Origin of the sequence: Tepidibacter sp. Z1-5, from assembly GCF_037844525.1 — a bacterium.
GTDB lineage: Bacteria > Bacillota > Clostridia > Peptostreptococcales > Peptostreptococcaceae > Tepidibacter_A.
The window spans coordinates 1-22,077 of sequence record NZ_JBBMMD010000082.1; the positions used below are offsets into that span (position 1 = coordinate 1).

Genomic DNA, 22,077 nt, shown 5'->3' on the forward strand with positions numbered 1-22,077 from the left:
AGGAATATTAATAAGATAAAATCTTAGTTATATTCAAAATATCGTTGTATTCGCGGTATTTGTATAGATAGTTTTTAATAACCCACAGACCCTAAAAAAATAACCTAGATTTCGTTTGTACGAAATCTAGGTTATTTTTTTTATAAACCCATATTTTCAAGGACTTTAGAATCTATTGTTTCAGAGTCAGCAGGGACATCTATTTTAATAGAATCACTATTTATATCACTTGCACTTGAGTTTAATTTAAATCCTAAGTTGAACTTTCCTTCATCTTTAGAGTCAAAATCAACCTTCATATCAGCTGTTTCACCTGTAACATAATCATCTTTTACATCTATTTTCACGTCATAATTGAATTTAAGAGAATCCTTTAACTTTAAAAAATCAGGGTCTTTAGTTAAATCTTTATCTGAGTACTTTGAAGACATATCTGTTATTAACTTCATAAAATCATCTGAATCTATTTTTATAGTATATGTTTTAGTGTTTCCTGATTTAGATAGTTTGAAATTATCATCATTTAAAAGCATTGGAAGTATTTCAGCAATCATAGTAGTGCTTTCATAAGTATCAACAGTTAAATCAGTAGTAGGGTTTTTTATTGATTCATAAATAGCATCGATAGGTTTAGTATCATCAGATTTCATCATTTCCATCATCTGCTTAAAAGATACCATATCTTCTTCAGATAAATCAAATTTCACCCACTTGTTACCTACATTTAAACTTTTTAAATCTTCAACTTTGTTAAATACATCTGATTGTATGTACATAGATTTTTCGTTGAATAATAATTTTGCATTTATATCGTCAAGTCCCTTAAGTCCGAAGGCTTCGTTGTTTAAGAATTCTTTTACATTTCCTTTAGCCTTTATATTCATGTCTACTAACATGCTTTCATTATTCATTGAAGATGTAGCTACAACATCAAAGCCTCCTTCAAATGCACCCATCATTGTTAATAATGAATATTTATCAATAGATTGTGTGTTTGGAGTTGATTTGAAATCTATGCTGAAGTTACATTTTGAATTTAATGCATTAGGTTGCTTATATCCAGTGTTTAAAAATTCGTAAAAAGCTGGTGTTTCAGATTTTAAAGTTTCATCTAAAGATTTAACTATTTTATTATAATCTATTACAACTACAGTTCTTTTGAATTCATCCCAACCAACTTTTGTATCAAGTGCCTCTGATAAGAATCTAACAGGGACTAAAGTTACCCCGTTTATAATTTTTGGTGATTCATTTAATGTTATTTCTTTTACTTCTCCGTTTTTTTCAACTTTAGCTGATTTGTTATCAACTTGAAGAGTGACAGTAGTTCCATCTTTTTTAACTGTAACAGTTTTAGTATCTGCTACATACTCAATAGTTCCACCAAGCTTTTCTACTATACTTCTTGCAGGAAGAAAAGTAGTTCCATTTATAACTTGAGGAGCCACATCAAAAGATACAATTTCTCCGTTTAATTGAACTTTTATTTCGTTAGTTTCAGCAAAACCTGTTAAAGTTAAACTGAATATCATAAGAAAAGATAAAAGTATACTAATTCTTTTTTTCATAATAAACCTCCTTTAATGTAATTGGTAACATTTTATCAGATAATACATTAAAAGTAAATAATATGACGGCTTCATTTATATGCTATAATTAAATTTATAAGTAAATGTAAAATATATGAATAATGAACTGTTACTTCCAATAAATATGAGGCTATATTTTATAAAAAATATCAATATAACATTGAAAGCATATTATATACAATATAAAAAATAATAATTTGGAGGAATTTAAATGAGAAAAATTGGATTTAAAATAACTATTACTATAATATTTTGTTCTCTTATTGCATCATTATTATTAGGAAGTGTAAGTATATTTCAATCTTCTAAATATATAAAACAAGAAGCTGAAGATAAATTATTATACATGTCACAAAGTTATGCAAATGAATTTAGTAATTCATTTCAATCAATTCAATCTTCAGTAGATGCTTTATCAATAAATATAACTTCAACTATTGATTTAGAAAAATTAAAAAATGATCCCGATAATTATATAGATTATCATAAAAAAATTACAGATTCTATAATTGAGAAATTTGGAGAAACTTCAGATTTAATACATGGGGTATATTTTGCATTAAATCCTAAATTGGTAGGAAGTGGATATGGGGTTTGGTATACAAAAACACAAGAAAATGGTCAGTGTACACTTCAAGAATCATGGGATAGTGATGAAACTGAATATGATGACGAAATGTATGATTATAGACAAGCTATCGAAAGTAAAAAAGGAGTATGGTCAAATCCATATATTGATCCGGATATAAATGAATATATGCTCTCTTATACAGTACCTATATATAAAGATGGGATATTAGTTGGTGGTTTAGGAATTGATATAACCATTAATGGATTAAAAAAAGCAGTAAATGATATTAAGGTATATAATAGTGGATATGCTAGCTTATTAAATAGTGAATATGATATATTGGTGGACAAAAATTTAATAAAAAAAGATGAAGAAAAATCAAAAATCAACTTAAAGACTATAGAAAATGGGAATCTAAATTATATAGCAGAAGATATGGATAAAAAAAATTCAGGTATTAAAGAATATAAGTCACAGGAAAAAGATAAATTAATGGGATATTCTCGTTTACAAAATGGATGGATACTAGCTTTAACAGTTCCTAAAGACGAAGTATTAAACCCAATTAAAAATTTAAAAAATATACTAAGTATAATAATTATTATAGTAAGTATTATAACTGTGATCATAGGGCTATTTTTAGGAAAGTTAATAGGAAAACCAATAGAAAAATTAACAGATTTTATAAATGAAATTTCTGATTTTGAATTAGGTAATGACGAAAATTATGATTACTTACTTAAATATAAAGATGAAACGGGAATAATGGTTAGATCAGTATTTAAACTTAGAGAAAAATTAAGAGAAGTTGTAAATGAACTTACAAAAGCATCACAAAGTATAGAAGAAAATGCACTTAATGTAGAAATGCTTACTAATAAGTTAAATAATAATGCTAGTAAAACTTCAGCTACAACTGAAGAATTATTGTCAGGTATGCAGCAAACAGCAGCCTCATCTAATCAGATAAATGAATATACTATAGAAATTGAAAAGGAAGTATATTTAATATCATCTAAATCACAAGATGGTGAAAAAATATCAAATGAAGTAAGAGAAAGAGCAAATAAATTAAAAGAAGGTGCAAATTCTTCAGCTAAAAAAGCTGATGATATATATCATTATGTAAAAAAAGAATTAGATATTTCTATAGAAAATGCAAAAGATGTAGAAAAAATAAATTTTCTTGCAGATAATATTTTACAAATAGCCGAGCAAACAAATTTATTGGCACTTAATGCTTCTATAGAAGCAGCCAGAGCAGGAGAAAATGGTAAAGGATTTGCTGTAGTTGCTGATGAAATAAGAAAACTTGCAGATCAATCCTCTAATACTATTTCAGACATTCAAAATACAATAAAAATAGTAAATTCTTCAGTATCAAATCTAGTACAAAGTTCACAAAAGATACTTGAATTTGTAGAAGAAGATGTTAGAAATGATTATAGAAAATTAATAGAATTATCAGAAAAGTATACAAAAGATGCAAACTACTTTAATCGTATTATGATAGATTTTGCTAGTACATCAGATAAATTAAAAGGTTCTATTGAAAATATAGCTTTATCTATTAATGATGTTACAGTAATAATGAATGATGGGGCTGATGGAGTAGAAGATATTTCTGATAAAACATCGGGAATAGTTACAGATCTAGTGGATATTAATGAAGCTACAGAAGATAATTTAAAAAGTTCAAAAGAACTTAAAGGTATTGTTTCGAAATTTAATTTATAGAAAATAGATATGGTAACCTAGATTTCATATAATGAAATCTAGGTTATTTTTAGACATTTATTTTCAAACATCAAATCTCTAATAATTATTTTTCCATCTGTTTTAAGAACTCTCAACTAGATCAATATGACTAAAGTAAAAAAATGGAATATATGATAAAATATAAGTAAATTTAGTATTTGAATATAAAGTGGAGGGCGTTATGGAAATTAAAAATAGGGTTAATGATCTTTTACAAAATCAAAAGGATATTATAACTCAATATGAAGATATTATAAAAGATTTAAATATGGATAATGCATTAAGTGAAAATATTGAACTTAAAAAAGAAATGGAGAGTTATATAAAAGATATCAAAAAATTAAAGGAAGAGAAGAGAAACTTATTAAATGAAAATATGAATTTGAAAATTTCATTTAAAGAGCAAATTATCAATGAAAAAATATCTATCTTAAATGCATCTAAGAAAAAGATAGATATGTATTTTAATAATGAAATAAATAAAAGAATTAATAAATTAGAAGCATTAGAAAGTTCTGCAAAAGATAAACTTAGTAAAATAAAAACTATTGCTAAAATAGAATTAGGAATAGAAAAAGAAGATATCTTTTCTAATATACAAAAATTAGAAGGAGATTTAAATCAAAAAATTAAAATAAAAAAAGAAAAACTTAAAGCAGAAAAAGAAGATATTATTGGTGAAATAAAAAGAGAGTATAATGAATTAAAAAGTGAAGGAATTAGTGATGAAGTTATTGAGAAAAAGAAAAAGTATAATGATATAGAAGTTAAGATAGGACTTAACTGGATAAATAAAGCGGGTATAATTTTACTTTTATTTGGAATTGCTACTGCTACCAGATATACTTATGCAACATGGTTTAATGAATATATGAAGGGTATTTCTAGCTTTTTGTTGGGGGGAGTACTTTTAGGTGCAGGAGAATGGCTAAATAGAAAAGAAAAAAACTTATTTGCTCTTGGGTTAAGTGGTGGAGGAATAGGGACATTATATTTTTCAGTTTTTAGTAGTTATTTTATTTTAAACATACTTAGTATGCCAGTAAGTATAGGTCTATCTATTTTAGTAACAATGGCATCATTATTACTGTCAAAAAGATATAAATCTATGACAATATGCGGAATATCACTTGTAGGTGGATATTTACCATTTTTTACTTATGTATTTATAGAAGGAATAGCAGGTAGTCAAATATATATAGCTATGGGATATTTATTTGTTTTGAATTTATTAGTTTTAAAATTATCTTTAGAAAGACGATGGATTTATATAAATTATCTAAGTTTTTTACTTAATATTCCTTGTTTTACATACTTGGCTTTTGAATCACCAAGTAAAGTCATTAGTGTGATTTATTCGATGTTGACATTTATAATGTATTTATCTATAACGCTTATATATCCGATTAGGGAAAAAATCAATCTTAAAAAAGTAGATTTTATTTTACTAGGATTAAATACAGTAATCAACTGTTTAACTGTTTATCAGTTATTTGAGATTGGAGGATACCATTCGTATGAGGGAATACTTGCATTTGTATATGCACTAATATATCTGGGATTAGGTGAGTTTATTAAGAGAAGTGCTTCACAAGAAAAAGAGACGCAAATGATGTTTTATATTACTGCCATGACATTTAGTATTCTAATGATACCTTTACAGTTTGGTATCGAATGGGCTACACTTGGATGGCTTATAGAATCGATTTTAATAATTTTCTATTCAGTTAAAAATGATATAGAAAAAATGGAGATTGGAGGATGGGTTGTATTAGGTCTGAGTGTAGGATTATTTATTGTAGAAGACTTTTTTACCCCTTGGTTTGTTGAGTATTTCACTTTAAAATATACTTTAATTACTTTAAGTACAATATATATATTCAGCCTTTATGCAGTAAAATTAAATAAAGAAGAGTTATTCAAATATACCAATAAAGGTAAACTACTAACTTATTATAAGTATTTTGTAATTATAAGTAGCTGGGTATATTTATTAAGAATGGATTCAATTATTTATGATAAATACATCAAATCATATTATTATGATATTTTTTATTTCTTAATTTCTGAAGCTTTAATTACTGCTATTTTCGCTTATGGAATAACTAAAATAAAAGTAATTAAAGATAATATAGTTGATAACATATCTACTGGTCTATATATTATTGTAAATATATTAGGGTTTGGAATGAACTTTTTTAATATTAGTCCATCTTTAGATGGTAGTTATAAAGCATTACCTATTTTGATTTTAGTAACTTACAATATATTTGTATTCTTTAGCATAAAGGATTTAATTTTAAAACTAATAAAGAAAAAAGGATTAAGCTTGGAAGTATATCCTATGACTTTAGCTGTATATATATTAGGATCAACTACAGGATTACTTATAAATCAATTTAATTTAAATAATATAAATCTCATAATCAGTATATTTTTTATTGTTATGTCTTTTGTCTACATAACTTATGGATTTAAAAACAAATTTGCTATTATAAGAAGATTTGGACTTGGATTATCTATATTTTCAACTGGAAAACTATTCATATTTGATTTAGCTTTTTTAAATACAGGAGGAAAAATAGTTGCATATTTCTGTTTTGGTATAGTATTAATAGGAATATCATATGTGTATCAAAATCTTAAAAGAAGCATAGAGGCGGGAGATGAAAATGAGTGAAGAAAATCTTAGTAATACCAATAATCATATTGTTTTTTTGTATAAATATTTTTGCAAATGAAAATACTGATGATTATAGATTTTCAAAAGAAATTAACTACAACTATGATAATGAATACAAATCATTTTTTTTAGATGAAGAAATTTATAGATATGTAAAATCTGACTTGTCAGATATTAGAATTGTTAATGAGAAAAATGAATTTGTTCCATATTATATTTTTAATAAATACTCTAAAAAAACAAAGCAGGCAGATTTTAATATTAATCTAGAGAATGATGATACAGTTATATCAATAAATAATAAAGATAATCTAAATATATATGATATTAAAGTTATTAGTCAGGATGATTTTAAAAGAAATTACGATGTTTATTATAAAAATGGTAAATATGAAGAATTTCATAAAGTTGATTCTGGACATATTTATAGAATAAATCTTGAAAATTATAAAGAACAAAAGAATAATATAATATTAGATTATTTTTCAAATTATCATATAAAACCAGATAGTATTAAAATAGTTATACATAATGAAGATGATAGACCTATTAATATAGATAATATAGAAATTAATTATTATGTAGACAAAGTAGTATTTAAAAAAGATGATAGCAAAAGATATAAAGTTTTATTTAAAAGAGAATATGCTAAAATGCCTTCTTATGATATACAGAGCTATAAAAATTATATAGAAAAAGAAGATCAAGAAGTATGTACTTTATCAAATTTGATTGAAACAAATATAAAAAATAAGAAAGAAAATAAACAAATAAACTATAAATTAATATTAAATATAGTTGTTATATTAACTTCATTAATTCTTGTAACAATAATAATGAAAAAAACAAGGGACATAAAATAAGCAAAATCATGTGCTTAATCCAAAACAAATGGCATTAAAATACCGCTAATGTGGTAAATATTTTAATAAAACTAAGAATTCCATCGTATTGAATATCCTAAAAGTTCTAAACTCCCTAGGGTCAAACAACGAACTTTCTTAACGGATATTCAAACGCTGCAATTCAAGTTTTATACAAAATTATCATATGATTTAGACCAATCGTCGAAATTCCATTTATCACTCCAATTGTGTTTTATGTTATTAATACGATTGAGTTTTTTAACAGATGCTATTATATAATCTGTATAATTGTTTTTATCTGATTCGTATATAGAGTCCATTATATCTTCTAGCGATGTTTTTATTATTCTCATTTTTTGCATTTCATCATCAATTATTTTTATTTGATTATAAAAATGATTTATCATGTTATCTTTAGAACAGTTTTTCATTAAACTTTGGATGTTTTCTATAGATATGTTTAAATTTCTATATGTCAAAATTAACTGTAGTTTAGCTAAATCTTCTTTAGTATAAAGCCTATAGTTATTGTCGTTTCTAATTGGATGTATTAATCCTTTCTCTTCATAAAATCTTATTTTATTACTTGATATGTTTAAAAGATTAGATATTTCTTTTATTGTATAATGTTTATCCATTACTATTCCCCCTTACAATTAAGAGTATAAACCTTAGCCTTGGGTTAAGGTCAAGGATAAGTTTATTAAAATTTCAATTTTCTATTGGGTTAAGTAGTGGAGTAATAGGAGTATTATAATAGCCCAAACTATATCGAAATATACATATTTCGTTATAATTTGGGCTATATTTAATCTAGATTTTGAATTGTTCAATTAGCTTTTGTAAATCAGTTACTATTGTATTTAAATTAGAAATAGATGATACTAATTCATCTATTGAAGCAGTTTGTTCTTCTGTTGAAGCACTAACTTCCTCTGCTACTGCTGCTGAATTTTGAATTAAAGAAGATATTTCAGAAATAGAATCCTTTACATTTTCTTTAGAAGTATTAACAACATTTATATCATCTTGTATATGAATAATTTCATTATTTACGCAGTTTACATGGTCTTTTAATTGTTTGAATGAGTTCTCAGATTCAAACATAGAGTTTTCTAGACTTAACATAATCTTTTGATTGTCTTGCATTGTTAAAGCTGTTGTTTCTATTAAATGGCTAATTTCTTCTATTATTTCTTTTATTTTTTCTGCTGAATTATTGCTTTGATAAGCAAGTTTTCTTATCTCATCAGCTACTATAGCGAACCCTTTGCCAGCTTCACCAGCTCTTGCTGCTTCAATAGCTGCATTTAAAGCTAGTAAATTCGTTTCATTAGAAATATTAGAAATAGCTTCAAGTATATAAGAAATAGATTTTGATTTCTCTGTTAAATCATTAATATTTTTTGTTACGAGACTGTTTGTTCCTTTATTTTTTATAAATTCTTCCTTTAAATTTAATATGTTATTTAGTCCTTGTATGGAGACGTTATCCATATTTTTAGATGCATTTAAAATTATATTAGATTGATTGTTAATTTTATCTACAGCTTCAGATAGTAAATTAGTTTTATCTACTATATTTTCTGCTTGGAAGGTCTGATTAGTGGCTCCTTGTGCTACAGATTCAATTGCTTTAGCAACTTCATTAGAAGATAAACCTATTTGACTAGATGTATCATCTATTCCTTGAGCAGTTTTAGACAATCCATTCATACTATCTTGAACTTGAGTTATCAAAATACGTATATTTTTTATCATAGAATTAAAACTTTCAGAAAGTGATCCTATCTCATCATTTGTTTTGATCTGTATCTCTTTAGTGAAATCACCTGTTGATATTACTTTTGTTAAATCAACTAAATCTATTATAGGCGATAAACTTTTATTTAAAAATACATAAGTTATTAATTCTAATATTAAAGTAATAATTATAGTTAATAAAATCATATTTCTTAAGAAATCTTGCTGTTCTTTTTTAGCTAAAGAAAAATCTTCAACAACTTGTATACATGCATTGTAATCTCCTTTGAAATCAGCTATAGGGATTAATAAAACACTTTTATTTTTATTATCTACGAAATAATGAACAGTTTCTCCTTTTTTTAAAGTTTGTATATTCTTTTGTATTTCATCCTGTTTGAAATTTGTGATAGTACTTGCTAATAAATTTGGGGTATCTGATATATCGTATAAAAGATAATCTCCATTAAAGCTCTCCTTTAAAGAATTTAAAAATTTTAGTCCGAAATTTTTACCAAATTCTACAGAACCAATATGTTGTTCATTATAAAAAACAGGTGCAACAACTCTAAGACCATAACCTGCTTTTCCTTTTTCAAGCCCCATTATAATAGATTTTTCAGAATTTGCTTTATTTACAGTTTCACGAAAGCTTTTTAAGCTATCTCCATATTTTTCAGGCTTATGAAGTCTTAAAAATGAATCTGAATTAGGTAGATGAAATTGAAATTGTGCAACTTCATTTTTTATTGGAGAATAGATATTTTCTAATTCTTTTAATAAATTTTCTCTATCTCTTTGCTGAAATAAATATTGTATTTCTCTATCATTAGCAATATTTAGAACAGATATTTTGGTGTTTTCAAGCTCTTTCGATATGAAACCATCAATACTATTAATTAATAAATCTTGATTTTTTTTAATATTTGCGTTTCTTACATGGTTAACTTTGTTTATTGCTAGTAAAGATAATCCTGAACAGGCTAATAAAATTAGAATCCCAATAATAGCAAAAAGTTTAAGTTTTATAGATTGTTTCAAAATAATACCTCCTTAGTATAGGATATAAATACTATATATATTATATATATACTATATTTCGACAAAATACGATAAAAACTTTAATTTCATAGATTTACAATTAAAAAAAACAATAATTAAAAAGGAATTTGATATATTTTTATCGAAGTTATATATATCCAATTAAGTATAGTTGTGGTAATGTTATGGAAACAAATGTATTAAGGAGTGATTTTAAGTGTTCAATGTAGGTATAATTACGGCAAGTGATAAGGGATATATAGGAGAAAGGGAAGACGAGAGTGGAAAGTTAATAGAAGAGATAGTTACTAAAAATGGATATGCAGTTAAGAAGTATGTTATTCTTCCAGATAAAGAAGATGCTCTTTTTAATGAAATGGTACATATGAGTGATGATCTTAATATTGACTTGATTCTTACAACTGGTGGAACTGGATTTAGTGAAAGAGATGTTACTCCAGAGGCTACACGTAAGGCTGTAGATAGATTAGCTCCTGGAATATCTGAAGCTATGAGATATTATAGTCTTTCAATAACTAAAAGAGCTATGTTATCAAGAGGGGTTAGTGGAATAAGAAATGAGACTCTTATAATAAATTTACCTGGAAGTCCTAAGGCTGTTAAGGAATCTCTTGAGTATATTATAGATAGTATTCATCATGGACTTGAAATTCTTAAAGGAAAAACAGGAGAATGTGCTAGAAAATAGGTGAACAATATGAATAAATTTAAGAGTGCAGTAATACTAGCAGGGGGCAAAAGCTCTAGGATGAAATTTGATAAGCAATTTTTGAAAATAGATGGAGTAAGATTAATAGATACATTAATAGATAAATTAAAGACAGAATTTGAAGAAATAATAATAGTAACTAATAAAAAAGAGTTTTATAAAGATTATAAAGTTAAGATAGTTAGCGATGAAATTAAAGACAAAGGGCCCTTAGGGGGAATACATATAGGTCTAAAAGAAGCTTCTAGTGAATATGTATATTTTATAGCTTGTGATATGCCTATTGTTAATTTAGATTATATAGCTTATATGAAAAGAATGATAAAAGATGTTGATGCATGTGTAACAAAATCTCAAGATCACATAGAACCACTAAACTCTTTTTATAATAAGAGAATAATGAATAAGGTCGAGGAATATCTTTATAATGATAGAAGGTCTTTATTTTCATTTATAAATAATATAAATACTATGTATATTAATGAAGATAAAGCAAGAGAATTTAGTTTAAATTGGGACATGTTTAAAAATTTGAATACACAAGAAGATTTAATAACCGACAACAATTTGAGCCTATAAGTTAAAAATATCTTATAGGCTCTTTTTAAACTAATATAATAAAATTTATAAGGGGGATATTGTATGGAGGAGAAAATATTAACTGTATGTCCTTATTGTGGGGCAGGATGCAAACTGTATCTTATAGTTAAAGATGGGGAAATAGTAAGGGCTGAACCTGCAAATGGAAGAACTAATGAAGGTAATTTATGTCTTAAAGGTCATTATGGTTGGGACTTCTTAAGGGATCCTCAGTATCTTACAGCTAGGATTAAAAAACCTATGATTAGAAGAAATGGGGAATTAGAGGAAGTTGAGTGGAATGAGGCAATTGATTATGTAGCAACAAGACTTACTCAAATAAAAAAAGATTATGGTCCAGATTCTATAATGGGTACAGGTTGTGCAAGAGGACCTGGAAATGAAGCAAATTATATAATGCAAAAGTTTATGAGGGCAGTTATAGGTACTAATAATATAGATCACTGCGCTCGAATCTGACATGCTCCATCAGTAGCCGGTCTGGCTTACAGTTTAGGTAGTGGTGCAATGACTAACTCAATAAATGAGATAGAAAATGCAAGTTTATTATTTATATTTGGATACAATGGAGCAGATTCACATCCTATTGTTGCAAGAAGAATAGTAAAAGCTAAGGAAAATGGAGCAAAGATAATAGTTACAGATCCTAGAATTACTGAATCGGCGAGAATTGCAGATATGTGGCTTCCTATAAAGGGTGGAACTAACATGGCTTTAGTTAATGCGTTTGGAAATGTTTTAATAAATGAAAATCTTTATGATAAAGATTATGTAAAAAATCATGTAGATGGATTTGAAGATTACAAGGCTTTAGTTGAGAAATACACTCCAGAATACGCTGAAAAAATAACAGGGGTCAAGGCAAATGATATAAGAAAAGCTATGAGGGAATATGCTAAGGCAAAGGATAGTATGATACTTTATGGTATGGGAGTGTGTCAATTCTCACAAGCTGTTGATGTTGTTAAAGGACTTGCATCACTAGCTCTTTTAACAGGAAATTTTGGACGTGAAAATGTTGGTATAGGACCTGTTCGTGGTCAAAACAATGTTCAAGGAGCTTGTGATATGGGAGTTCTTCCAAACGTATATCCTGGATATCAAAAGGTAACTGATGATAATGTTAGAGAAAAATTTGAAAATGCTTGGGGTGTTAAGCTTTCTAATAAAAATGGATATTCTTTAACAGAAGTACCTCATCTAGCTTTAAAAGAAGATAAAATTAAAGCATATTATATATTTGGAGAAGACCCAGTTCAAAGTGATCCTAATTCTTCTGAGGTTAGAGAAGCACTTGATAAAATAGATTTTGTTATAGTTCAAGATATATTCATGAATAAGACTGCTCTTCACGCAGATGTTATACTTCCTGCGACTTCTTGGGGAGAACATGAAGGGGTATATACTTGTGCTGATAGAGGATTCCAAAAGTTTAATAAAGCAATAGAACCTAAAGGAGATGTTAAGCCTGACTGGCAGATAATTTCTGATATAGCAACTAGCATGGGCTATCCTATGGAGTACAATAATACAAAGGAAATATGGGATGAGATGAGAAGCTTATGTCCAAGTTTTGCTGGTGCAAGTTATGAAAAGATGGAAAAGCAAGGTGAAGTTCAGTGGCCTTGTCCAACTGAGAAACATAAAGGAACTAAGTATTTATATAAAGGAGATAAATTCTCAACTCCTAGCGGAAAAGGTAATTTATTTGCAAGCGAGTGGAGAGCACCTAAGGAACTTCCAGATGAAGAATATCCACTTAGTCTTTCAACTGTTAGAGAGGTTGGACATTATTCTGCTAGAACTATGTCTGGTAACTGTAGAGCATTAAAAGAACTTGCAGATGAGCCAGGATACATTCAAATTAGTATTGATGATAGTGAAAAATTAAATATAGAGGATGAAGAATTAGTAAGAGTAAGCTCAAGAAGGGGGAGTGTTATAACTAGAGCTAGTGTTACTGATAGAGTGAAAAAAGGTTCTACTTTCATGACTTATCAGTGGTGGATTGGATCTTGTAACGAACTTACAATAGATAGCTTAGATCCTATTTCGAAAACTCCTGAATTTAAGTACTGTGCTGTAAAGGTTGAAAAAATACATGACCAAGAAAAAGCTGAACAGTATATAAAAGATGAATACGCTAGAATAAGAAAGAATATGAGGGTTGTGAAAATTTAAGTATGAAAGGTTGTGGGGGAAATGAAGGAGAGTTGTAATACTTTTGTTATAGCAGATCCAAATAAATGCATAGGATGCAAATCTTGTGAAGTGGCTTGCTCTAGTGTACACAATGAAGAAAACAATATAGGATACACAGTGGGAACAATGACTACTCCAGTTATTCCTAGACTATATCTTGTAAAAAATGAAAAATTTTGTGCGCCTATACAGTGTAGACACTGTGAAGATGCGCCTTGTGCAAATGCATGTCCAAACAAAGCTATAAAAAAAGAGGATAATACTATTTATGTAGATGAAAATTGCATAGGATGCAAGACGTGTCTTATGGCATGCCCAATAGGTGCCATAGAATTACTACCACATTATAAAAATGAAGAGAAAGTAATTCAATTAGGGCTTGAAGAAGAGAAAATGATAGCATATAAATGTGATTTATGTAAGGGAAGAGAGACTAAGGCGTGTATAGAAGCATGTCCTGAGAATGCATTAAAGCTTGTAAATATAAAAGAAGATAAAAAGAATAAAAATATAAAAGCAGCACTAGGACTTATGAATCTTTAATTGGGGGGGATAGGAGATGATAGTCAATATAGATAAAGAAATATGTACAGGATGTAGAAGATGTGCAAGTGTATGTCCTGTTGATGCTATAGAAGGAAAACAAGGAGAAGCTCAAAGTATAAACGAAGACAAATGTGTTATATGTGGTCAATGTGTACAAATATGTAGTGCTTATTCAAGTGAGTTTGAAGAAGATACTACTCCTATAGATATAAAATTAAAAGAAAGAGGTATGCTTGAAACTGTTAAAGAGCCTTTATTTGCAGCTTATAATATGTGCGATGTAGAAAAAGTAAAGAACAGTTTGAGAAATAAAAAATTACATACGGTTGTTCAGTGTGCACCAGCTGTAAGAGTTGCTTTAGCAGAAGATTTTGGGCTAGAATTAGGATCATTAACAGATAAAAAGCTTGCAGGTGTTCTTAGAAAAATGGGATTTGACAGAGTCTATGACACTAACTTTTCAGCAGATTTAACTATAATGGAAGAAGGTAGTGAACTTATCAAAAGAGTTACTGAAAATAGTAATCTACCTATGTTCACTTCGTGTTGTCCTGCATGGGTTAAATTTATGGAACAAGAATATCCAGAGCTTTTAGATCACCTCTCAAGCTGTAAGTCTCCTCAGCAAATGGCTGGGGCTATATTTAAAACTTATGGTGCTGATATAGATAATGTAGACTCTAAAAATGTATTTAGTGTATCTGTAATGCCTTGCACTTGTAAGAAATTCGAATGTGATAGAGACGAGATGAATGGCAGTGGATACAAAGATGTTGATGTAGTAATAACTACAAGGGAGTTAGCTTATTTAATAAAGGATATGGAGATTGACTTTAAAAATATAGAAGAACAAAAATTTGATAATCCTCTAGGGGATTATACAGGAGCTGGAACATTATTTGGAACTACTGGTGGAGTTATGGAGGCTGCTATTAGAACTGGATATGAGCTTATAACTAAAGAGAGTATACCAAATATAGATATACACAGTGTAAGAGGACAAAATGGAGTAACTAGATCTAGTATTGATGTAGGTGATATTAAATTAAATGTTGCTGTAGTGTCAGGGCTTGAAAATATTAGACCTATACTTGAAGATATTAAAAATAATAGATCGGATCTACATTTTATTGAAGTTATGACATGTCCAGAAGGTTGTATAAGTGGAGGTGGGCAACCAAAGGTTATTTTAGATGGATATAAGAAAATGGCATATGATAATAGAAAAAAATCACTTTATACTCATGATGGTGAGTGTAGTGTAAGAAAATCTCATGAAAATATTAGTATAAAAAAATTGTATGAGGAGTTTTTAGGTGAACCACTTGGAGAAAAATCACATCATCTTCTACATACAGAATATGCATCGAGAAAGGAGAAATGTTAATGAATACCTTTGTTATAGCAGATCCTAATAAGTGTATAGGGTGTAGAACCTGTCAAATAGCTTGTGTTATAGCACATTCTGATGAAGATATCTTCAATCCAGAGTGTAAAAATATATCGTTTAATCCAAGACTTAGTGTTGTAAAAACAGCAGCTGTTAGTGCACCTATTCAATGTAGGCATTGTGAAGATGCTCCATGTGCAAATGCATGTCCAAATGGTTCTATATCAAATATAAATGGAAGTATACAAATAAATGAAGAAACTTGTATAGGTTGTAAAACATGTCTTATTGCATGTCCATTAGGAGCTATTGAATTAGTTGATTATTACAAAGATGGAGAAAAGGTAGTTCAACCTAATTTAATTGATATGGATTCTAAAACGTTATGTTTTAAGGAGAGAATAATAGCTAATAAGTGCGACCTTTGTATAAATAGAGATAAAGGTCCAGCATGTGTTGAAGTATGTCCTACGGACGCATTCAAGATAGTTAAGGATGAGGATATAAAAGGGTCTGTAAAGGATAAGAGAAATAAAAGTGCATCTTTGTTGTAAGCTACTATAAACTATCTGATGCAAAAGGAAAGGTGGGTCTTATAAATTCTATATTATGTAAATTTATCTCATTTATCAATTTTATTCATAAGTCGAAAATCATATGATTTCCTTATATAATAAAAAAGAGCTGCCTCAAAATAGAAATTAATTTCTATTTTGAGACAGCTTTGTTTATATTATATTTTAAATTTATCTATTTGAGTATTAAGATTTAAAGAAAATTCATTTAACTTTTCTGCACTTTTTGCTACTTCTTCAACTGCCATGGCTTGCTGATGAACAGATGCTGTAACCTCCTCTGATCCTGCTGCTGTTTCTTCTGATACTGCTGATATATTTCCTATAGACTCTACTATTAAATCTTTATCTTTTATTATATCTATTACAAATCTATTAACTTCTTCTATCTCATTTGTAATATTATTTATTGATTTAGATATTTTATCAAAAGAATCATTTACATCTTTTACAGATTTTGTTTGATCTATAGAAACAATTTTTACTTCCTCCATAATATCAACTGTATTTTGACTTTCTTCTTTAATAGTATCTACTATTTTTTTTATTTCGTCAGTTGCAGTACTTGATCCTTCGGCAAGTTTTCTTATTTCGTCTGCTACTACAGCAAATCCCTTTCCTGCTTCTCCTGCTCTAGCTGCTTCTATACTTGCATTCAGTGCTAATAAATTTGTTTGCTCTGCTATAGATCTTATTGTATCTAGTATATCTTCAATGTTACTAGAGTTTTCACTTAATTGTCGTACTGCAGATTCGATTTTTTCAATAGATTTATTATTTAAATCGGTTTTTTCTTTAAGCTCATTAACTACATTAATACCTTCTTCATTTACATTAATTGCTTCATTTGCATTTTTATACATAGTATCACTATTATTTGCTAACTTATTAAATTTATCATCTAAATTAGATGCAAGCTTTGCTCCATTTTCTGCATCTACTGCTTGTTCGCTTGCTCCTCTTGCTATTTCTTCTACGGTTTTTGCTATTTCTTCAGCCGATGCACTAGTTTCTTCTGATGTAGCTGCTAAATTTGTTGCGGCATCTGCTACTTCTTCACTTATGTGTTTTGCATCTAACAATAAATCCTTAACATTTTCTACCATAGTATTGAAATTGGATGAAAGTAACCCTATTTCATCATTTGATTTAACATCTGATTTTACTGTAAAGTCTCCATCTTTTACTTTATTCATATTAGCTACTATTGATTTTATAGGTTTTGAAATTTTATTTGCAAATATTATACCTACTACTGATGCTGCTATAATTATAAGTAATCCTATTATTATAGCATTAGTAAGTATACCTTTAGTAGATTTTTCTAGCTCATCTATATATATTGTTGAGACTATATACCAACCTAAATCTTTCATTTTTGTATATACAGCGATTTTTTCAGATACATTACCATTAGATTCTTTATATTTGTATTCTGCAATTCCAAAATCTTTATTGCTACTTACACCTTCTAAAATTTCTGGAATACTCGATTTTTGACCTATTTTTTCAGGAGTTTTATGTGTAATTAATGTTCCATCAGAATTTAAAATGTACGGATAACCCTTTTCTCCTACTTTTATAGAATTTATTTTTTCAGATAATTCACCTAATGGTATAGTTACAGATACTACACCAACTAATTTACCTCCATTATCATATACTGGCGCTGCACTAGAAATGGCAAGATTACCACTAGCAATATCCATATATGGATTGGTCCAAGTAATACTTTGTGTTTCAATTGCTTTTTTATACCATGGGCGTACTCTTGGATCATAATCACTTCCTAAATCTGCTTCGGGATAAATCATAAATCCACCATCTATAGTTCCCATATATATTTGGCTTACACCTTTATAGCTTTCTACATATTCCTTAAATAATTCCATTAAAAGAGGCTTATATTCAGGATGATTTAGGATTTCTCTAAGATCAACATTTTTACTAATCATATCAACCCCATACTCATGTCCATGAAGATAATTTTCAACTGACTGCATAATATCACCATTTAACTGCTCTACAGAATGCTTAAATTGGCTTTTTAATTCTTTTTTTGCTTTTAAATACGATGTTGTACCTAAGATTGAAATAGGTACAATTATTATTACTAAAATTATGGCAATTAGCTTTGTTTTTATTGTGAGTTTCATAAACTCCCTCCCTATTTAAAATAAAATTTTGGTATAAATTAAATTCAATTAAAAAATTTCCGGCATGTTTCGACAAATTAATCTATTACTTTTATCGGCACTTTTATTATAGAAATTAACCTCTTTTTTATGAAAATATTTACCTTATATAATTTTTAAATTATATAAAGAATTATAAAGAACACACAGAAATACATTAGTATCTGGTGTAGGACTTGCATGGTTTCTTCCATATCTTTTAGGAATTCTTATAACTACGTTAATGTATAAAAAGAAAGAAAATTTGGTTCAAAAAAATAAATGCTGATGATAAGAACAATATCATCAGCATTTATTTTTTTGAAATTAACATAATGAGTTAAAATAATCATGTTTGTATCTTCAACTTTATATCAAAAATATTGACATAGATTTATTATATTTCCCGAGCAATAAACAAAATATAAAATTTTCAAGTCATATAATGGTATTAATTAGTGAATTATCTTGAAATACACAACCTTTAATATGAAAAAAATCAAAGGTATGAATATAGCTGGTAGCATATTTCCTACTTTTATTTTTTTTATATCTAGTATATTAAGACCTATTGCTATAATAAGAACTCCTCCAACTGATGATATATCGCTTATTACGCTGTCTACTAAAAACATCTTTACAGAAGATGCTGCAAGTGTTATAAATCCTTCGTATAAGAAAACGGAGATAGATGAGAATAAAACACCTATTCCAAATGTTGATGCAAATATTATAGATAATATCCCATCGACTATTGATTTGGCAAAAAGAGTTTGATGGTTTCCGTTTAAACCGCTTTCTAGGGCTCCTATGATTGCCATAGAACCTATACAAAATATTAATGTAGCGGTTACAAATCCTTTTGCAATACTTCCCTTTTTCTTTACTAATTTACTTTCGATAAAATCGCCTAACTTGTCCAAGTTCTCTTCAATTTTAAGATATTCTCCAATAACACTACCTATTGCTAAACTAACTATAAGAAGTAGTATATTTTGAGCTTTTGTAGCACCCATAATTCCTATTAAGAATATGCATAATCCCATAGCATCCATGAGTATTTTCTTATAATTTTCACCTATACCTTTTTTGAATAAAAGTCCTATTAAACTTCCTATAAATATTGCCAATCCATTTGCTAAACTACCTAACATGTAAAAAACCTCCTAAAGATAAAACAGATATTTAAATTGTATAATTATGTGGAAAATTATTCAAGTAAATATTATAATTGTACACAATAAATTTGGGATAAGAGATACAACTTATAAGATACTTGTGAAACGTAGTGAGGATAATATAGCTCGTGATATTATAAAACTATGAAGGGGTGGGTTAATCAAAACTATCCATAAAAATACCGTGAATACTTTTCATAGATAGTTTTAGTATTAATTTCTTACTGCCTTACTAAAATTCATTATGTGACTCAAATGTTACAAAAATTTCAATATAAGATAATGTAAAAAAGTAAAAAACATAAGTATAGATAATAATATACTAACTATGCTTAGAAATTTTCTTCTGTTCCAGTTATGTAAACCTGATATTAACATAGAAATACTTACTACACCAAATATGATTTCGGTATCTAAAACTATAATGTGAAATAGACCAAGCATTGAAAATATACAAAAACCAATGTAAAACGTAAATTCTATAATTGAAATGAATTTATTCTTTTCCATATATACCTTCCTTTTTTTAATCTAATAATGATTTATAGGTTTATATCGTTTTCAAAATTTCTCTTTAGAGAACCTACAATCCAAATAATATAAAAACATACTAAACTTATCGATGATGCATGAAATATAAAGTTCCACATATAAACCATAAAATAAATTTATTTATTTTCAATAAAACTCACATCCTAATTTTTGAATAAATATCCTAAATTTAAATATATCATAGCAACTGTGTTTTGGCAAAATATGTATATAATAAATTGGATTTTAATTTAATTGAAATAAATGGATAGAATATAAATGATTATTTAAAAAAAATAAGGGTAAATAATAAAATGAAAAAATTATTAAAACATTAATTATTTAAAAGTGATATTAAAACTAAAGTTAATATATAGGAGGGAAAAAAATGAAAGTAGCTGTTATTGGTTGTACACATGCAGGGACAGCATCAATATTAAATGTTGCAAAGTTATATCCAGATGCAAAAATAACTGTGTATGAAAGAAATGACACAATCTCATTCTTATCTTGTGGTATTGCACTATATGTAGGAGGGGTAATTAAAGATCCAAATGGACTATTTTACTCTTCACCTGAAGAACTAAAAAAATTAGGGGTAACTACTAAAATGTCTCATGACGTATTAGATGTAAATACAGATGAAAAGAAACTTAAAGTTCGTAACTTAAAAACAAATGAAGAATTTGAGGATAAATTTGATAAGTTAATAATAACAACAGGATCATGGCCGATAGTTCCAAATATAGAAGGAATAGATTTAGACAATATATTATTATCAAAGAATTTTTATCATTCAAATACAATTATTGAAAAAGCAAAAACTGCTAAGAACATAGTAGTAGTAGGTGCTGGATATATAGGGGTTGAATTAGTAGAGGCATTTGAAATGAATAAAAAAAATGTAACATTAATTGATAGTCAAGATCGTATTTTAAGTAAATACTTAGATAAAGAGTATACAGATACAGCAGAAAATGCATTTTTAGATCATTCTGTAAAATTAGCTCTAGGAGAAACTGTAAATAGATTTGAAGGAAAAGATGGTAAAGTTTCAAAGGTAATTACTTCAAAAGGTGAATATGAAGCTGATTTAGTAATATTATGCATTGGATTTAAACCAAATACTAAGTTATTTGAGAATCAGATTGAACTGTTAGATAATGGAGCTATTATAGTTGATGAATATATGAGAACAAGCAAAGAAGATATATATGCAGCTGGAGATTGTTGTGCAATTATATACAACCCAACAGGAAAGCATGGATATATTCCATTAGCTACAAATGCAGTTCGTATGGGTACATTAGTTGCTAGAAACTTAGTAAAACCTACAACTAAATATATGGGAACTCAAGGAACTTCTGGAATTAAGATATATGAATATAATATTGCATCTACTGGATTAAATGAAAATTATGCTAAAGAATTAGGAATTGATATTAGTACAGTAACAGTTGAAGATAATTATCGTCCAGAATTTATGCCTACGTATAACTTAGCAAAACTAAAAGTAGTTTACGAAAAAAAATCTAGAATAATTCTAGGAGCGCAAATTATTTCAAAGACAGATTTAACTCAATGTATAAATACAATATCTGTTTGCATTCAAAATAAAATGACAATAGATGAATTGGCATTTATTGATTTTTTCTTTCAGCCGCATTTTAATAAGCCATGGAATTTATTGAATTTAGCAGGATTGAGTGCTGAATAATAATTAAAATAAAAAAGAGATATGTGTTCACGATAGAATGAAAACATATCTCTTTTTTGTTACTAAATTTATTAATAAAGCGAAACTTAAATATAGGATTATGGAAAATAATGACTATGCAATTTATCATGAGAAATAATGTATATAAATATGTAGCCTAGATTTAAGAGATATTTAAGAAAT

At 27.6% G+C, this 22,077-nt stretch carries 15 protein-coding genes; 10 read left to right on the plus strand and 5 right to left on the minus strand.

Annotation, left to right across the window (positions count from 1 at the left end):
- Window positions 1–140 precede the first annotated feature (140 nt).
- Complete coding sequence (locus WJW32_RS14240; protein ID WP_340259530.1) at window positions 141–1,568, minus strand: copper amine oxidase N-terminal domain-containing protein; 1,428 nt, start codon at window positions 1,566–1,568, stop codon at window positions 141–143.
- 232 nt (window positions 1,569–1,800) lie between these two features.
- Here WJW32_RS14240 and WJW32_RS14245 point away from each other — a divergent pair, with 232 nt between their 5' ends.
- From WJW32_RS14245 to WJW32_RS14255, 3 genes are all read left to right on the plus strand, one after another.
- Entirely contained in the window at window positions 1,801–3,897 is a 2,097-nt protein-coding gene (locus WJW32_RS14245; protein ID WP_340259531.1) for a methyl-accepting chemotaxis protein, read from the plus strand.
- 202 nt (window positions 3,898–4,099) lie between these two features.
- On the plus strand, window positions 4,100–6,598 hold the full coding sequence (locus WJW32_RS14250; protein WP_340259533.1) for a DUF2339 domain-containing protein: 2,499 nt from the start codon (window positions 4,100–4,102) through the stop codon (window positions 6,596–6,598).
- Window positions 6,595–7,464 (plus strand): hypothetical protein, encoded by an 870-nt coding sequence (locus tag WJW32_RS14255; RefSeq protein WP_340259534.1) that lies wholly within the window; start codon window positions 6,595–6,597, stop codon window positions 7,462–7,464. Before WJW32_RS14250 ends, WJW32_RS14255 begins: the two co-directional genes overlap by 4 nt.
- A 170-nt stretch (window positions 7,465–7,634) precedes the next feature.
- On the opposite strand, the gene WJW32_RS14260 is transcribed toward WJW32_RS14255, so the two are convergent.
- Entirely contained in the window at window positions 7,635–8,105 is a 471-nt protein-coding gene (locus WJW32_RS14260; protein WP_340259535.1) for a MerR family transcriptional regulator, read from the minus strand.
- 175 nt (window positions 8,106–8,280) lie between these two features.
- A complete protein-coding gene (locus WJW32_RS14265; RefSeq protein WP_340259536.1) occupies window positions 8,281–10,251 on the minus strand; it encodes a methyl-accepting chemotaxis protein in 1,971 nt (656 codons plus the stop codon).
- Between the two features lie 217 nt (window positions 10,252–10,468).
- Between WJW32_RS14265 and WJW32_RS14270 the strand changes: the two genes are divergently transcribed.
- From WJW32_RS14270 to WJW32_RS14295, 6 genes are all read left to right on the plus strand, one after another.
- The gene (locus WJW32_RS14270) at window positions 10,469–10,960 is read left to right on the plus strand and encodes a MogA/MoaB family molybdenum cofactor biosynthesis protein (protein ID WP_340259537.1); all 492 of its coding nucleotides are present in this window, start codon (window positions 10,469–10,471) and stop codon (window positions 10,958–10,960) included.
- A gap of 9 nt (window positions 10,961–10,969) precedes the next feature.
- Window positions 10,970–11,560, plus strand: coding sequence for a molybdenum cofactor guanylyltransferase (gene mobA, locus WJW32_RS14275; RefSeq protein ID WP_340259538.1), 591 nt, complete (start codon window positions 10,970–10,972; stop codon window positions 11,558–11,560).
- Between the two features lie 63 nt (window positions 11,561–11,623).
- Complete coding sequence (gene fdhF, locus WJW32_RS14280; RefSeq protein WP_340259540.1) at window positions 11,624–13,762, plus strand: formate dehydrogenase subunit alpha; 2,139 nt, start codon at window positions 11,624–11,626, stop codon at window positions 13,760–13,762.
- 21 nt (window positions 13,763–13,783) lie between these two features.
- Window positions 13,784–14,326 (plus strand): 4Fe-4S dicluster domain-containing protein, encoded by a 543-nt coding sequence (locus tag WJW32_RS14285; protein ID WP_340259541.1) that lies wholly within the window; start codon window positions 13,784–13,786, stop codon window positions 14,324–14,326.
- Window positions 14,327–14,342: 16 nt separating this feature from the next.
- Complete coding sequence (locus tag WJW32_RS14290; RefSeq protein ID WP_340259542.1) at window positions 14,343–15,716, plus strand: [FeFe] hydrogenase, group A; 1,374 nt, start codon at window positions 14,343–14,345, stop codon at window positions 15,714–15,716.
- Window positions 15,716–16,273, plus strand: a complete 558-nt coding sequence (locus WJW32_RS14295; protein ID WP_340259543.1) for a 4Fe-4S dicluster domain-containing protein — start codon at window positions 15,716–15,718, stop codon at window positions 16,271–16,273. Before WJW32_RS14290 ends, WJW32_RS14295 begins: the two co-directional genes overlap by 1 nt.
- Before the next feature lie 179 nt (window positions 16,274–16,452).
- Here the strand turns inward: WJW32_RS14295 and WJW32_RS14300 are convergent, their stop codons facing one another.
- Both WJW32_RS14300 and WJW32_RS14305 read right to left on the minus strand, forming a co-directional pair.
- On the minus strand, window positions 16,453–18,450 hold the full coding sequence (locus tag WJW32_RS14300; RefSeq protein WP_340259544.1) for a methyl-accepting chemotaxis protein: 1,998 nt from the start codon (window positions 18,448–18,450) through the stop codon (window positions 16,453–16,455).
- Between the two features lie 473 nt (window positions 18,451–18,923).
- The gene (locus WJW32_RS14305) at window positions 18,924–19,622 is read right to left on the minus strand and encodes a DUF554 domain-containing protein (RefSeq protein WP_340259546.1); all 699 of its coding nucleotides are present in this window, start codon (window positions 19,620–19,622) and stop codon (window positions 18,924–18,926) included.
- A 943-nt stretch (window positions 19,623–20,565) separates the two neighbouring features.
- Here WJW32_RS14305 and WJW32_RS14310 point away from each other — a divergent pair.
- The gene (locus WJW32_RS14310) at window positions 20,566–21,894 is read left to right on the plus strand and encodes an FAD-dependent oxidoreductase (RefSeq protein WP_340259548.1); all 1,329 of its coding nucleotides are present in this window, start codon (window positions 20,566–20,568) and stop codon (window positions 21,892–21,894) included.
- Window positions 21,895–22,077 lie beyond the last annotated feature (183 nt).